Origin of the sequence: Verrucosispora sp. ts21 (assembly GCF_002879555.1) — a bacterium.
Taxonomy (GTDB): Bacteria; Actinomycetota; Actinomycetes; order Mycobacteriales; family Micromonosporaceae; genus Micromonospora; species Micromonospora gifhornensis.
Genome location: NZ_PNOZ01000035.1, coordinates 14292 through 28815, shown reverse-complemented (window position 1 = coordinate 28815; position 14524 = coordinate 14292). Strand labels below are relative to the sequence as shown.

The window sequence follows — 14524 nt, the reverse complement described above, 5'->3', positions numbered from 1 at the left end:
GCCCGGCATGGGTTCTGCCGCTGCCGAAGAAACGCCTGTGTCCGGTCCCACCGCCGATGACCTGCACGTGGTCGTGCTCGCTGGTGGCCTGTCGTACGAACGGGACGTGTCGCTGCGCTCGGGCCGCCGGGTGCTCGACGCGCTGCGGTCGGTCGGGGTGGAGGCGGAGCTACGCGACGCCGACGTGGCTCTGCTGCCGGCGCTGGCCGCCGACCCGCCGGACGCCGTGGTGATCGCGCTGCACGGTGCCACCGGGGAGGACGGCTCGCTGCGTGGCGTACTCGACCTCTGCGGTGTGCCGTACGTCGGCTGTGACGCGCGGGCCTCCCGGCTGGCCTGGGACAAGCCGTCGGCGAAGGCGGTGCTTCGGGAAGCGGGCATCGCCACTCCCGACTGGGTCGCGCTGCCGCACGACCGGTTCAGCGAGCTGGGCGCGGTTGCGGTGCTGGATCGCATCGTGGACCGGCTGGGACTGCCGCTGATGGTCAAGCCTGCCCAGGGTGGTTCGGGCCTCGGCGCCGCCGTGGTCCGGGACGCGGCGGCGCTGCCGGCCGCCATGGTCGGTTGTTTCGCGTACGACCCGACTGCGCTTGTGGAACGGTACGTCTCCGGCATGGACGTCGCGGTCTCCGTCATCGACCTGGGCGACGGCCCCCAGGCGCTGCCGCCGGTCGAGATCGTGCCCCGCAACGGCGTCTACGACTACGCGGCGCGCTACACCGCCGGTCGGACCACCTGGCATACGCCGGCACGCCTGGAACCTGCGGTCGCCGAGAAGGTGGGCGAGGTCGCGATCGCCGCTCACACGGCGCTCGGACTCCGTGACCTCAGCCGGGTCGACCTCATCGTCGACTCGGCCGGGCAGCCGCATGTCCTGGAGGTCAACGTCTCCCCGGGCATGACCGAGACCTCGCTGCTGCCGCTGGCGGTGCAGGCCGCCGGGCTGGACTTCGGACGGGTGATCGGTTCCCTGGTCGCCCGCGCCGTCACCCGCCGGTGACCGCCTGAGGCGGCACCTCTCCCGGCTTTTCAGCTACCTCGCTCGCCTGCGGGGGCACCGCAGTGGCCTCGCCGCCCGACTCTTCCTGCTGCGGTGCCGGGGAGTCGTCGGCGTGGTCGCCCTCCTGCTCGGCAATGCTGCGTCCCTGCGGTGTCGGCGACTCGGCCGGCTCCGCGGTCGTCTGCGCCCCGGATTCGGCCTCGTCGTCGGCAGCGGCCACGGGAACGCCGCCCGGCGCGTCGGGTGGGTCGGCCGTCTCTCCGATCGCGTCCAGCAGCGACCCGCCCTCGGTCGGTTCGTTCCCGGCCGACGCTGACTGCGCGGCAAGGCTGGACGGGGCCTGCCACTGGATGCGGGGCGGCTCGGCGAGCGGGCGTCCACCGAACTCGGCCAGCCAGGCAGCCACCAGGGCCAGATTCTCCCGCCACTTCCCCTCGGAGATCGGCGGCAGGATCGAGTCCCACAGGGAGAGGAAGGTTCCTCGCAACTGAAGCCGCCCGTACGGGCGGGCGAGGAACCACATGTGCAGGTGCGCCGACCCGTCGCCCCAACGGTTGACGTGGACCCGGGCCACCCCGTCCAACGACCGGATGGCGCGTTCCAGTCGTACGGTCATCACGCCCAGCTCGGCGGCGAGCAGATTGGGCAGGTCGCCGAGATCCAGGTGCGACCGGGATTCCAGGATGAGAACCATCGGCAGGCCGGTGGGACGGTCCATCGCGCGTACGCGCCACCGCTCACCGACCCAGATGTAGGCGTCATCCGGCGCCTGACAGGCGGTGCATTCGCGGTGCGCTTCGCCCTTGCGGGGCGGCTCGACCGGGACCGGGTCGTCGAGGTGTTTGACCCGCAGGTCACCCTCGAAGGGAAAGGACGGCCACTGGGTGAAGTCCGGGACTGAGGGAGGGGTGTCGGGCACGAGGCTGACCCTAACCGAGTCCGGCACCGCTGTCCCTACCCGAATCGGGTTCGCCTCGGCGGGCGAAGATCAGGCCGAATCAGCGGTTGTCCCCAGGGATATCCACAGGCTCTCCGACGCTCCGGCCACACCTGCGAGCCCTGCTTCGACAAGGGATTTCGGTCCATGTTCCACGTGAAACAACGAAGGGCTGTGGATAACTGGTGTGGATAACATTTGGCCCTTCGAGTGGCTGTGGACATCGGTAGGCTCGGCCGGCGAGGCGGCCACGTTTCACGTGAAACCGTGCCTCCTTCGAAGCCACGCTCAGCGCGGCTCGGTTCCGAGGTCGGCCGCGATGCATCGCTGTCCCCGCCGACCTCGGAACCGCTCTGTGGCTCGAAGTCTTCGACCACCGGTGAACGCTGATCCGAGTTGCCTGGATTGGACAAGCGTCAGCAGGAGGACGAAAACCGTCGGGGGTGGGGTCGTCAGCTCAGCTTTCCCCACTGCCACCAACTCCGTCGCTGTCGTGGGGGACTGGCCGGCGACTCGGCAGTCGTGGGTGTCTCCGTGTCCCAGCCGAGGCGGACGCCGGGATCGTCATCGGTCGGATCCTGGCCGGTGACGACAGCCGGACGAGCGACTGATTGAACCTCCACTTGGGCAGCCCTGGAAGCCGAGCTACAGCCGAGGCTGGGTGTCCGGTCGTCAGGCGGCCGTCCCATCGCCTCGGCCCGCGCCCGCCGGGCCGTTTCCTCCTTGACGCTGAACGCCAGCCGGCCACGAACGCCCTGCGCCGCCGGCGTCTCCCCTTCATAGCCTCCCGCCCTCTGTAGTCGACACGGCGGCGTCAAAATCATCCGCCCAGCCTCAGGGTGCCCTTGGGCCTCTCCAGGGCCCAGCGGCGCCCAGAGGGGCAGACCCGTCTGGTGGCGCGCTATCAGACGAAGGGCCGGGCTTGTAGGCCAACAACAAGAATGCATCCGGCCGCACCAGGAGCCGAGGCCGCTGCCCGGCATACCCGCTGAGGCACCGGGGGGCGGTGCGCAGCAAAGCGGGAACGGACGCGGGTGCGACACCGATCACCCTCCACGCGTCGCCCGCCGCGTTGCCCGCCGCGTTGCCCCCACGCGTTGATCAAGAGGTTTGCGTCTGAATCCGGCCGAGTCCAGACGCAAACCTCTTGATCAACTGTGTCGGTGGTGAAGGGTCAGGACGCGTCCCTGTTTCACGTGAAACGCCCGCGCCCAGCGCAACGGCCGCACCTTCCGAAGAAGAGTGCGGCCGTTGCAGTGAAGGCTGGAATTCGGGCGGTCAGCCCTCCGCCTGCTCCTGGTTGACTCCGATGATGTCGACGATCCGCTCCAGGTCGTCCACCGTGGCGAACTCGATGGTGATCTTGCCCTTGCTCCGCCCGATGTCGACCTTGACTCGGGTGTCGAAGCGGTCGGAGAGCCGATCGGCGAGATCGTTGAGCCCAGGTGCGTGCGGCTTGGCGCGGCGCTTCGCCGTTTCCTTCTTGCCCGCCCCCTCGCTCAGCGAGAGCGCGACGATCTCTTCCGTCGCTCGTACCGACAGACCTTCGGCCACGATCCGCAGCGCAAGCTGCTCCTGGGCCTGCGGGTCTTCCAGGCTCAGGAGCGCCCGGGCGTGTCCCGCCGAGAGCACCCCGGCGGCGACCCGCCGCTGCACCTGGGCCGGCAGGTTCAGCAGTCTGATGGTGTTGGAGATCTGCGGCCGGCTGCGACCGATCCGGCGAGCCAACTCCTCGTGGGTCGCACCGAACTCCTCCAGCAACTGCTGATAGGCCGCCGCCTCTTCCAGCGGGTTCAGGTTGGCCCGGTGGATGTTCTCCAGCAGCGCGTCGCGGAGCATCGCGTCGTCGCGGGTGTCCCGGACGATCGCCGGGATGGTCTCCCGTTCGACCGCCTGGGCAGCTCGCCAGCGTCGCTCGCCCATGACGAGTTCGAACTTCTCGTCGTCGAGCTGGCGCACCACGATCGGTTGGAGGAAGCCCACCTCCCGGATCGATGTCTTCAGTTCCTCCAGCGCCTCCTCGTCGAAGACCTGCCGAGGCTGCTTCGGGTTGGGCACGATCGAGTCGACCGGAATCTCGGCGAAGCGTGCGCCGGGTACCGGGCTCAGGATCGGATCAGGCGTGCTCGCCGGCGCCGGCACTGACACGGTGGGTGGTGCGTCGACGGCCGGCGCCACGCTCGGCGCGGTCGGGATCGCGGCGGAGCCGGCACCGACATCCGGTGCCGGTCCGGTCGGGATCAACGCGCCCAGGCCCCGTCCCAGACCGCCCCGAGGACGGTTCTTCATGCCACCCCTCCCAGCGCCTCATCCGCACTACGCATTCCGGCTCACCGGCTCCTTGACGCCCCGCTCGGCGATCTCCTGGGCAGCTTCGAAGTAGCTCGTCGCCCCCCGCGATCCGGGATCGTAGGTCATCACCGACTGGCCGTAGCTGGGTGCCTCGGAGACCCGGACGTTACGCGGAATCACCGCCTGGAGCACCTTGTCGCCGAAGTGGTTCCGCACGTCCTGCTCGACCGCGTCGGCGAGCCGGGTACGCCTGTCGTACATGGTGAGCAGGATCGTGGAGACCTCAAGCCGCGGGTTGAGGTGCTGGCGGACCAGGTTGATGTTGTTGATCAGCTGGTTCAGCCCTTCCAGCGCGTAGTACTCGCACTGGATGGGGATGAGGACCTCCTGGGCGGCCACCAACGCGTTCACCGTCAGCAGGCCCAGCGACGGCGGGCAGTCGATGAAGACGTAGTCGAAGTGCCCGGGATAGGCGGCAATGGCGCGGGCCAGCCGCGACTCACGGGCCACCACGGAGACCAGTTCGATCTCGGCACCAGCCAGGTCGATCGTGGCCGGTACGCACCAGAGATTGGGAATGCCCTCGACCGCCTGGGCCACCTCTTCCAGGGGCACGCTGTTGATGAGGCAGTCGTACACATCCGGGACGCCTGTGTGGTGCGGCACGTTGAGCCCGGTGGAGGCATTGCCCTGCGGGTCGAGGTCCACCACAAGTACCCGGTTGCCGTGCAGGGCGAGCGCCACCGCAAGGTTCACCGTGGTCGTGGTCTTCCCCACGCCGCCTTTCTGATTGGCGACACACATGACCCGGGTCCGCTCCGGCCGAGGCATGGTCACCTCGCCACTGGGATTCAGGATCTGCACGGCGCGCATCGCCTCCATAGCCAACGGTGGGTCATCCTCTTCGCGCGTCGGGGTTTCACGTGAAACGTACGCGGCCTCGGGGGTTGCCGGCTCGTAGGGCCCGGCGGGCGTGTCGGACGCAGGCCGCGGATCCGGCACCGGCTGGTGCGGCGGTGCCGCCTCGAAGCGGGCCGACGCCGAACTGTTTCGACGGATCGGGATCACGCGCGCCTCGGGGCTGGCATTGCCCGGTCGAGCCGCCGAATCCGGAGCACCCGGGTTCACCTCACCGCTGCGAGGCCACGGGGCGTCCGGCTCGGAGGCCTCTCCGCGAGCGACCGGCGGACTCTGGGCGCCGCCCTCGGAAGGTCGCCAACCCGGGAATTCGGTTTCACGTGAAACAGGGTCGCCCGCCGACCCTGTCACGCGCGGATCGTCATACCTACCGTCGTCATGCACCTGTCATCCCTGCCCGCTTCGGATGGTCGGCCCGCACCCGTCAACCGGGCCACTCGCGCTGTCCCGCAGAGGTCTCGCCCGGCAGGAGCGGCAGGCCCGGAGAAGATCCATCGCCGCCCGCTCCACACTATCGACGCGCGGTCAGCCTACGGCCCATGGGCGTGGCCGGTCCATGTTGGGTTCGTAACCCGCCGGTGCAACACCCACATCCGTGACTGTTTGGACAGAGACGTGAGGCGCACCCTCACCGGCGGCGGGACTTGCCCCCTCGGGACTTCTTGGCCGATCCACGAGGCGTCGGGCCCACCAGACGATCCCGCACGATCTCCACCACGACGGCGGGCGGTTCCACGATGCCCTCCCCACAGCGGTGCAGCACCGGTTCCGCACCGCCGAGGCGATGCACCGCAGCAGCATGCTCGACGATCTCGTCGGCCGCCGAGGCGCCCTTGAGGGCCAGCAGCCGACCGCCGGGTGCCGCCAGTGGCAGGCACCAGGCGGCAAGCCGATCCAGTGGCGCCACCGCGCGGGCGGTCACCACGTCACCCCGTACCGGGTCGGGTCCCACCGCGGCCTCCTCGGCCCGCCCGCGCAGCACCTGGACCGAGTCCTCCAGGCCCAGTGCGTCCACCGCCTCGGTCAGAAAAGCGGTACGGCGCGCCAGCGGTTCGAGGAGCATCACCTGCAGATCGGGTCGGGCGATGGCGAGCACCAGTCCGGGCAGTCCGGCGCCGGACCCCACGTCGATGACGGTGGCGTCGGTCGGAATCAACTCACCCACCACCGCGCAGTTCAGCAGATGCCGATCCCAGATCCGAGGTGCCTCGCGCGGCCCGATCAGGCCACGCACCACACCGTCGGTGGCCAGCAGTTCGGCGTACGCGGCAGCCAGGTCGAGGCGGGCGCCGAAGATGCGCCCGGCCGCCTCGGCCAACTCCGGCGGCAACAGCGCCACGGCCGGATCGGGGCTCTCGGGACGGACAGCCGGCGGCCCGGGCGGCGTACCACCCGGGCCGGTCGGGACACCACCCCTGAGGTCGTCTCCGTACACCCGCTCAGTCCGCGGGGCGGACGACGATCCGCCGGTTGGGCTCGACACCTTCGGACTCGCTCTCCACCCCGTCGATCGCGTTCACCACGTCGTGCACGCACTTGCGCTCGAACGCGGACATCGGCTCCAGCCGCACCGCTTCGCCGTGCTCCTTGACCTTCTCGACGGCGTTACGTGCCACCGCAGCGAGTTCCTTGCGCCGGTTGGCCCGGTAGCCGCCCACGTCGAGCAGCAGCCGGCTCGGCGAGCCGGTCTGCCGGAACACGGCCAGTCGGGCCAGCTCCTGGAGGGCTTCGAGGGTGGCACCCCGCTGGCCGACGAGGTTCTGCAGGCGGCCACCGACCACCTCGACCACCGGGCGACCGCCCGACACCAACTCGTCGATGTCGCCGTCGTAGTCGAGGATGTCGAGGAGGCCCTCGATGTAGTCGGCTGCGATCTCACTCTGCCGGAACAGGTCGCCGTCGCCCTTGGCCGGCGCAGTCTCGGTCTCCTCGGGCTCGCCGTCGACCGGAGCCGCCGCAGTCGGCTCGTCGTCCAAGGACTGGTCGGCGCGGGGGATGCTGGTGTCGGTCACGGTGTCATCTCCGTACTCGCTCGGCCGGACCTGCGGTCCGCTGGTTCCCCGGGGCCGGCGGGACGTCACCGGTGCCCACGGGCACGTCTGTAGGGCAGTTTCGCCCGTTCACCGCGACCTGCGCGGCGCTTCGCGCTTGCGGCGCCGACCTTCCGGCGGCTGCACGCCAATGCGAGGGGCCGTCGCCGGCTTCCCGGCGACGGCCCGGACGGTTCAGCCCTGCCGCTTGGCGGGGCGGCCCTTCTTCGGGTTGGCCGGCTTGGCACCCGGCTTCGGGCCGGCGACCTTCGGCGCGGCCGGCTTGGTCGGTGCCGGCGCGGGCTTGCTACGACCGAACAGGCCGCTGGTCTTCGCCGGCTGAGCGCCGGTGCCCGGCTTGCTGGTGGCGGTCACCGGCGGGGGGAACTTGCGCAGCACCCACTGCTGCTGGCCGAGAGTGAAGAGGTTGTTGGTGACCCAGTAGATGATCACACCGATCGGGAAGATCGCGCCGGAGATCAGCAGCGACAGCGGGATGCCGTAGAGCATCAGGCGCTGGATCATCCGCTGCTGCGGGTCCTCGGCCCAGCCCGTCTTGAGGATCATCTGGCGGCTGGTGAGGTAGGTGGTGCCCATCATCACCAGCACCAGGACGCCGGCCATGACCTTGACGGTGGTGCCGTTCGCGCCCAGCTGGGCCAGCTCCGCCGCGGTCGAACCGAACTTGCTGGCGATCGGGGCGGTGAACAGCGTCGCGTCGGAGGCGCTGTTGAACTGCTCGACCGTCCACCCGTAGATGTCCTTGTTGGCCTTCGCCGGGTCCGGGTTGAGGCGACGCAGCACGTGGAACAGGCCGAGGAACACCGGGATCTGGAGGAACATCGGAAGGCAGCCCATCAACGGGTTGGCCTTTTCCTTCCGATAGAGCTCCATCATCTCTTTCTGGAGCGTCTCCCGGTCACCCTTGTGCTTCTCCTGCAGAGCCTTGACCTGCGGCTGAAGCGCCTGCATCGCGCGCTGCGACTTGATCTGCTTGACGAAGATCGGGAAGAGGATCACCCGAACGGTGACCACCAGGAAGATGATGGCCAGGATCCACGACCAGTTGGTGCCGAGGAACGCGGTCTCCGGGACCCCGATGGCGTCCCAGGCCGAATGCCAGGCCAGCAGGATCCACGAGATCGCGTAGTAGATCCAGTCGAGACTAAACACTCAGGCTCCAGTCACGTCGGCAGCTCGGCGGTCGCCCGGCACCGGCACCGGGTCGTATCCACCAGGATTGAATGGATGGCAGCGCGACAGCCGCCGGACCGTCAGACCGGCTCCCCGAAGCGCGCCATGTCGGGTTACCGCCTCCAAGGCGTACGCACTGCACGACGGGTAGAACCGACAGCGGGCCGGCAGCGCCGGACTTATCCACCGACGGTACGCGATAATAGGAAGGGCCAGCACCCGGGCACCGAGGGTAGCCGGACGACCCGTTTTCGGTTGGGTGTTCACCGTCGCCGTCCCCGGCTGGTCCGAGCGGCCCGCAGCGCGTCGTCCAGGTCAGCGCCGAGCCGCTGGTACGTGGCCTCGGCGGCGGCCGGCAGGGCCCGTACGACGAGGGTGCTTCCCGCCGGCAGCTCCGACAGCCGCTCCCGGACCAGATGCCGCAACCGACGGCGGACCTTGTTCCGGACCACTGCCGGCCCGACGGCCTTGGAAACCACGAAACCGGCACGGGACTCCGGCGCGGAGTTCTCCTCCGTGCCGCCCCGCACCGGTTCCGGCGTTACGTCTGGGGTGCCCCCGGTTGTGCCCGGCAGTGTCAGGTGCACGACCACCGTGCCCCGACCAGCCCGACGGCCACTGCGGACCGCTGCGGCGAAGTCGCTGCTGCGCCGCAGTCGCTGCGCGGCTGTCAGCACGACTGCCAGTCCCCGGGAGCGGGCCCGGTCGGCCTCAGGCCGACAGGCGGGCGCGACCCTTGGCGCGACGGGTCGAAAGGATGGCGCGGCCGGCCCGGGTGCGCATACGCAGCCGGAAGCCGTGGGTCTTCGCGCGCCGGCGGTTGTTCGGCTGGTAGGTGCGCTTGCTCACGTCAGGCTCTCCGTTGTCGGACGGCCACGGCATCAGTCGCCGAGGTCGTGGTGGTCCAGGCCACCGCGCTGGCGGCCTCGATCGGTGCTGCCCGGACGGTGCGACGAGCGCACACTCCGCGGCATCTCATGAACACCGGGAGCCCCCACAGGCAGCGAGCACCCATCACCCTAGCAGAGGGCGTGAGAGCAGCCCCTCCAGCGTAGGTCGGGGTGCAATCACCGTCAAACCGACCGACCCGTACGGTTTACCTGCGGTGAAGTACGACCGAAGCGGTGGATTTCACTGATGCCGACAGGCACCAGGCGCGTCGACGGTTGATGATGCGGCGACAACGCTGTTACCGTGCCCGATTGCGGTCAGCGTCTCCAGGTCCGGATGTCGCCGGCAGGGCAAGACCGGACACGGTGGTGAATCGTTCGGCACGGTGAACCCCGCTTCAGCACCCGGCCATGGCAGGGGTAGGTCCGACCCATGCCCGGCAGGCGGCCACAATCGGTCGGCACACAGGCTGTGGATAACTTGTGGAGAACGACCGGGTGGGACGACGGGTGGGCTACCGGTCACACCTACCCGGCACTGGACCTCCGGATGGCCGGGGGGACGGCGGCATCCGGGAGCAGAGGCGAGGGGGTGGCACGACGGTGGCCGGTACGACCGACCTTGCCGCGGTGTGGACGGCGACCACGGATGAACTCGCCGACGAGATCATCTCTGCACAGCAGCGGGCGTACCTGCGGTTGACCCGGTTACGGGCCATCGTCGAGGACACCGCGCTGCTCTCCGTGCCCGACGCCTTCACCCGAGACGTGATCGAGTCGCGACTGCGACCGGCCATCACCGAGGCGCTCACCCGCCGGCTCGGCCGACCGATCCAGGTAGCTGTCACCGTTCGGCTACCCGAGGACGGCCGTACCGAGGGCACTGTCTACCACAGCGCCGCAGAATCCGGGCCGGCCGTTCACGACGGCGGCCCGGTCGACTTCTCCGGCCCGGCCGAGTCGGGGGCGACCACCGACGACCGCCAGCAGCTTCCGCTCATTCCCGAACAGCACCACCCCCACCGGTACGACCGACCCGTACCGGAGTCTCCCCACGTCGCCGACGGCGGGCCGCGTACCGGCCCACCCGTGGCCGACGGCCAGGAGACCCTCTTCGGCGCGGCGTTCGGTGAGCCCGGCCGCTCGGCTGGGGAAGCGCGGCGGCAACCCCAGCGACTCGGCTTCGCCGACCGGGCCGGCCAGCTGGATCCGCCGACCCCCGGCCCGCGCGGGTTCGCCGGCCGGTACGGCGACGATCCCGGAGTCTCTCCCCGCGACCAGCACGTGATCCGCTCGCTGCCCGGCGACGGTGGTGGCACCGACAGCGGCCCCGGCCGCAGCGGCACGGACCATCGCACCCGGGACGACCGGCGGCTGCCCGCCGGCGCGGACAGCGGCGGCAACCGTCTCAACCCGAAGTACATGTTCGAGACGTTCGTCATCGGCTCGTCCAACCGGTTCGCCCATGCCGCCTCCGTCGCGGTGGCCGAGTCACCGGCGAAGGCGTACAACCCGCTGTTCATCTACGGCAGTTCCGGGCTGGGCAAGACCCACCTGCTGCACGCCATCGGGCACTACGCCACCACGCTGGGCAACGCCCGCTCGGTCCGGTACGTCTCCACCGAAGAGTTCACCAACGACTTCATCAACTCGCTGCGCGACGACAAGACCAGCGCCTTCCAGCGCCGCTACCGCGACGTCGACATCCTGTTGATCGACGACATCCAGTTCCTGGAGAACCGCGAGCGGACCCAGGAGGAGTTCTTCCACACCTTCAACACGCTGCACAACGCCAACAAGCAGATCGTGATCACCTCGGACCGCTCGCCGAAGCAGCTCGCCACGCTGGAGGACCGGCTGCGGACCCGCTTCGAGTGGGGCCTGCTGGCCGACATCCAGCCGCCGGACCTGGAGACCCGGATCGCGATCCTGCAGAAGAAGGCGGCGCAGGAGCGGCTGTACGCCCCGCCGGACGTGTTGGAGTTCATCGCCTCCCGGGTGTCGAACTCGATCCGGGAGTTGGAGGGGGCCCTGATCAGGGTCACCGCCTTCGCCAGCCTGACCCGCTCCAGCGTCGAGCTGTCGCTGGCCGAGGAGGTGCTGCGGGACTTCATCCCGGACGGCGCCGGCCCGGAGATCACCGCCGACCAGATCATGGTCTCCACCGCCGACTACTTCGGCGTCAGCCTGGAGGACCTGCGCGGCCACTCCCGCTCCCGGGTGCTCGTCAACGCCCGTCAGGTGGCCATGTACCTGTGTCGCGAGCTGACCGACCTGTCGCTGCCCCGCATCGGTCAGGCGTTCGGTGGCCGGGACCACACCACCGTCATGCACGCCGACCGGAAGATCCGGCAGCAGATGGCCGAGCGGCGCTCGCTCTACAACCAGATCGCCGAGCTGACCAACCGGATCAAGCAGAACACCTGAGGGCGTAAGCGCCCGTACGAGCCCGGCTGGGATCACCCGGCCGGGCTTTCTGGTGCCGGGTGAGTTGACTCTCGACGAGGTGTAGACCACAGCATCGAGGCCGTGACCACACAGGTTCCCACTCGTTGTCCACAGCTCGTCACCCACAGGCTGTGGACAACCACGCACTGCATATGGCCGGTTACCCACAGGCTGTGGAGAAAAGCTGGGGACAACGTTGTGGACGCCTGTGGACGCCTGTGGACGCCTGGGGACAGCCGTTCGCTCTGTCCACCGCGGACGACCCACCTGTGGGGAAGCTGTTGAAGGTTCTGGGGAAAACCGGCGTCGCGACGGCCACCCCGATCCACAGGGCTGGGGAGAAAGTCGGTGGATAACCGGTGGATAACCAGTGGACAGCGGTGGACAACTGGGGACACCGGACCCACCTGTGGACCGAGGACTCGGTTGTACCCCGGGTTCTCCACAGCAAAACCACCGGTGGATAACGCGCTGACCTGGGCAGATAAGGGTTCTCCACAGTTTGCACAGGTGCGATGAAGACGATGAGTTATCTCTTCTAAAAGAACGAAAACCAATCATCACCGTTGGACTTCCTGTGGATCGTTGGATTGCTGCCGAACTCAGTCGTCAGCACCGACACGAACCACGGGGTCGGACGCACAGCCGATACCCACGCGCCCTAAGGTGCGAGGGGTACCGCACGCCAGGCGGGTCGGTGGGCAGCGGCCGGCATGAGAGAGTTGACGACGTCGACGTCGACGCGGAGGCATTGATGAAGTTCCGAGTGGAGCGCGACGCGCTCGCCGAGGCCGTGGCCTGGACCGCAAAAAGCCTGCCCAACCGGCCGTCCGTACCGGTGCTGGCCGGCGTGATGCTCCGTGTCACCGACGGCACCCTGCAGGTGTCCGGCTTCGACTACGAGGTGTCCAGCCAGGTGACGGTGGAGGTACAGGGCGACGCCGACGGCGCCGCGCTGGTCTCCGGTCGCCTACTGGCCGAGATCACCAAGGCACTGCCCGGCAAGCCGGTGGACATCGCCGCAGTCGGCGCGCACCTCGAACTGGTCTGCGGCAGCGCCCGGTTCACCCTGCCCACCATGCCGGTGGAGGACTATCCGGCCCTGCCGGAGATGCCGGAGAGCGCCGGCACGATCGACGCGGCCGCTTTCGCCGCCGCCGTCTCCCAGGTGGCCGTCGCGGCCAGCCGGGACGAGACGCTGCCGATGATGACCGGCGTACGCGTCGAGCTGTCCGGCGGCACCCTGTCGATGCTCGCCACCGACCGCTACCGCCTCGCCCTGCGCGAGATGGAGTGGAACCCCGACGACCCGGAGATCAGCATCAACGCGCTGGTGCCGGCCCGCACCCTCAACGACACCGCCAAGGCGCTTGGCCCGCTCGGCGGCCAGGTCACCATGGCCCTGTCCCAGGGCACAGCCGGTGAAGGCATGATCGGATTCTCCGGCGGCACCCGGCGCACCACCAGCCGCCTGCTCGACGGCGCCAACTACCCGCCGGTGCGCTCACTCTTCCCCGCCAGCCACAACGCCGAGGCCCGGGTGCCGGTCAGCACCCTCATCGAGGTCGTCAAGCGAGTCGCCCTGGTCGCCGAGCGCACCACCCCCGTGCTGCTCAGCTTCAGCGCCGACGGGCTGGTCGTCGAGGCCGGCGGCACCGAGGAGGCACGGGCCAGCGAGGCGATGGAGGCCACCTTCACCGGCGAGCCACTCACCATCGGCTTCAACCCGCAGTACCTCATCGACGGGCTGGCAAACCTCGGCGCGCAGTTCGCCGTACTCCAGTTCGTCGACGCCTTCAAGCCGGCGGTCATTTCCCCAGCTGGCGAGGATGGCGAGCTCATCGGTGGGTACCGGTACCTCATCATGCCGATCCGCGTATCCCGCTGATCGCAGAGAACCAGCACCCCACGAAAGGTAACAACGAGATGCAGCTCGGCCTGGTAGGCCTCGGTCGGATGGGCGGCAACATGCGCGAGCGACTGCGCGCCGCCGGACACGAGGTGGTCGGTCTTGACCACAACGCGGAGCTGAGTGACGTCGCGAACGCGTCGGAACTGGCCGAGAAACTGGCTGCTCCCCGCGCGGTCTGGGTGATGGTGCCCGCCGCCGTCACCGACGCCACCATCGACGAACTGGCCGAGGTACTCGGCGAAGGCGACATCATCATCGACGGCGGCAACTCGCGCTTCAGCGACGACGCTCCGCGCGCCGAACGGCTCAACGAGCGCGGCATCGGCTACGTCGACGTGGGTGTCTCCGGGGGCGTCTGGGGCCGGCAGAACGGCTACGGCCTGATGGTCGGCGGCTCCCAGGAGCACGTCGACCGGCTCATGCCGATCTTCGAGGCGCTCAAGCCCGAGGGCGACTTCGGCTTCGTGCACGCCGGGCCGGTCGGTGCCGGCCACTACGCCAAGATGGTGCACAACGGCATCGAGTACGGCCTGATGCACGCCTACGCCGAGGGCTACGAGCTGATGACCGCCTCCGAGCTGGTCACCAACGTGCCCGGCGTGATCAAGTCCTGGCGGGAAGGCACCGTCGTCCGGTCCTGGCTGCTGGACCTGCTCGACCGCGCGCTCGACGAGGACCCGGAGCTGGCTCAGCTGACCGACTACACCGAGGACACCGGCGAAGGCCGCTGGACGGTCGACGAGGCGGTCCGCCTCGCCGTACCGCTGCACGTCATCACCGCCTCGCTGTACGCCCGGTTCGCCTCCCGCCAGGACGAGTCGCCGGCCCTGAAGGCCGTCTCCGCGCTGCGCCAGCAGTTCGGCGGCCACGCCGTCCGCAAGCGCTGACCGGCACCCGGCCCCC

12 protein-coding genes and 2 pseudogenes are annotated in these 14524 nt (G+C 69.3%); 5 read left to right on the top strand and 9 right to left on the bottom strand.

What is annotated here, in order from left to right; genetic code table 11:
* Window positions 1–7 precede the first annotated feature (7 nt).
* Window positions 8–1000, top strand: coding sequence for a D-alanine--D-alanine ligase family protein (locus tag C1A38_RS16695; protein ID WP_102658775.1), 993 nt, complete (start codon window positions 8–10; stop codon window positions 998–1000).
* Here C1A38_RS16695 and C1A38_RS32440 read toward each other — a convergent pair.
* From C1A38_RS32440 to rpmH, 9 genes are all read right to left on the bottom strand, one after another.
* Window positions 987–1919 (bottom strand): hypothetical protein, encoded by a 933-nt coding sequence (locus tag C1A38_RS32440; protein WP_102658748.1) that lies wholly within the window; start codon window positions 1917–1919, stop codon window positions 987–989. The two genes, C1A38_RS16695 and C1A38_RS32440, sit on opposite strands and share 14 nt — an antisense overlap.
* A gap of 1296 nt (window positions 1920–3215) precedes the next feature.
* Window positions 3216–4226 carry a ParB/RepB/Spo0J family partition protein gene (locus tag C1A38_RS16685; RefSeq protein WP_102658747.1) on the bottom strand — a complete coding sequence of 337 codons (1011 nt, stop codon included), beginning with the start codon at window positions 4224–4226 and terminating at the stop codon, window positions 3216–3218.
* 27 nt (window positions 4227–4253) lie between these two features.
* Window positions 4254–5531: a ParA family protein gene (locus C1A38_RS31395; protein ID WP_102658746.1), complete on the bottom strand. Its 1278-nt coding sequence runs from the start codon at window positions 5529–5531 to the stop codon at window positions 4254–4256.
* Window positions 5532–5775: 244 nt separating this feature from the next.
* Window positions 5776–6486: a 16S rRNA (guanine(527)-N(7))-methyltransferase RsmG gene (gene rsmG / locus C1A38_RS16675; RefSeq protein WP_102658745.1), complete on the bottom strand. Its 711-nt coding sequence runs from the start codon at window positions 6484–6486 to the stop codon at window positions 5776–5778.
* A 100-nt stretch (window positions 6487–6586) separates the two neighbouring features.
* Window positions 6587–7159 carry a Jag family protein gene (locus C1A38_RS16670; RefSeq protein WP_102658744.1) on the bottom strand — a complete coding sequence of 191 codons (573 nt, stop codon included), beginning with the start codon at window positions 7157–7159 and terminating at the stop codon, window positions 6587–6589.
* 213 nt (window positions 7160–7372) lie between these two features.
* Window positions 7373–8350 (bottom strand): membrane protein insertase YidC, encoded by a 978-nt coding sequence (gene yidC, locus C1A38_RS16665; protein WP_102658743.1) that lies wholly within the window; start codon window positions 8348–8350, stop codon window positions 7373–7375.
* Window positions 8351–8590, bottom strand: a complete 240-nt coding sequence (gene yidD / locus C1A38_RS16660; protein WP_204292969.1) for a membrane protein insertion efficiency factor YidD — start codon at window positions 8588–8590, stop codon at window positions 8351–8353.
* Between the two features lie 44 nt (window positions 8591–8634).
* Window positions 8635–9048 carry a ribonuclease P protein component gene (gene rnpA, locus C1A38_RS16655; RefSeq protein ID WP_102658741.1) on the bottom strand — a complete coding sequence of 138 codons (414 nt, stop codon included), beginning with the start codon at window positions 9046–9048 and terminating at the stop codon, window positions 8635–8637.
* Between the two features lie 34 nt (window positions 9049–9082).
* Window positions 9083–9220, bottom strand: a complete 138-nt coding sequence (gene rpmH, locus C1A38_RS16650) for a 50S ribosomal protein L34 (RefSeq protein ID WP_007073824.1) — start codon at window positions 9218–9220, stop codon at window positions 9083–9085.
* A gap of 644 nt (window positions 9221–9864) precedes the next feature.
* On the opposite strand from rpmH, the pseudogene C1A38_RS32620 reads away from it, so the two are divergent.
* From C1A38_RS32620 to gnd, 4 genes and pseudogenes are all read left to right on the top strand, one after another.
* Window positions 9865–10161 (top strand): annotated as a pseudogene (locus tag C1A38_RS32620) (chromosomal replication initiator protein DnaA); the annotation flags it as partial.
* Between the two features lie 333 nt (window positions 10162–10494).
* A pseudogene (gene dnaA / locus C1A38_RS32205) lies at window positions 10495–11688 on the top strand (chromosomal replication initiator protein DnaA); the annotation flags it as partial.
* A gap of 775 nt (window positions 11689–12463) precedes the next feature.
* Complete coding sequence (gene dnaN / locus C1A38_RS16640; RefSeq protein WP_102658739.1) at window positions 12464–13597, top strand: DNA polymerase III subunit beta; 1134 nt, start codon at window positions 12464–12466, stop codon at window positions 13595–13597.
* 38 nt (window positions 13598–13635) lie between these two features.
* Window positions 13636–14508, top strand: a complete 873-nt coding sequence (gnd, locus tag C1A38_RS16635; protein ID WP_013736609.1) for a phosphogluconate dehydrogenase (NAD(+)-dependent, decarboxylating) — start codon at window positions 13636–13638, stop codon at window positions 14506–14508.
* Window positions 14509–14524 lie beyond the last annotated feature (16 nt).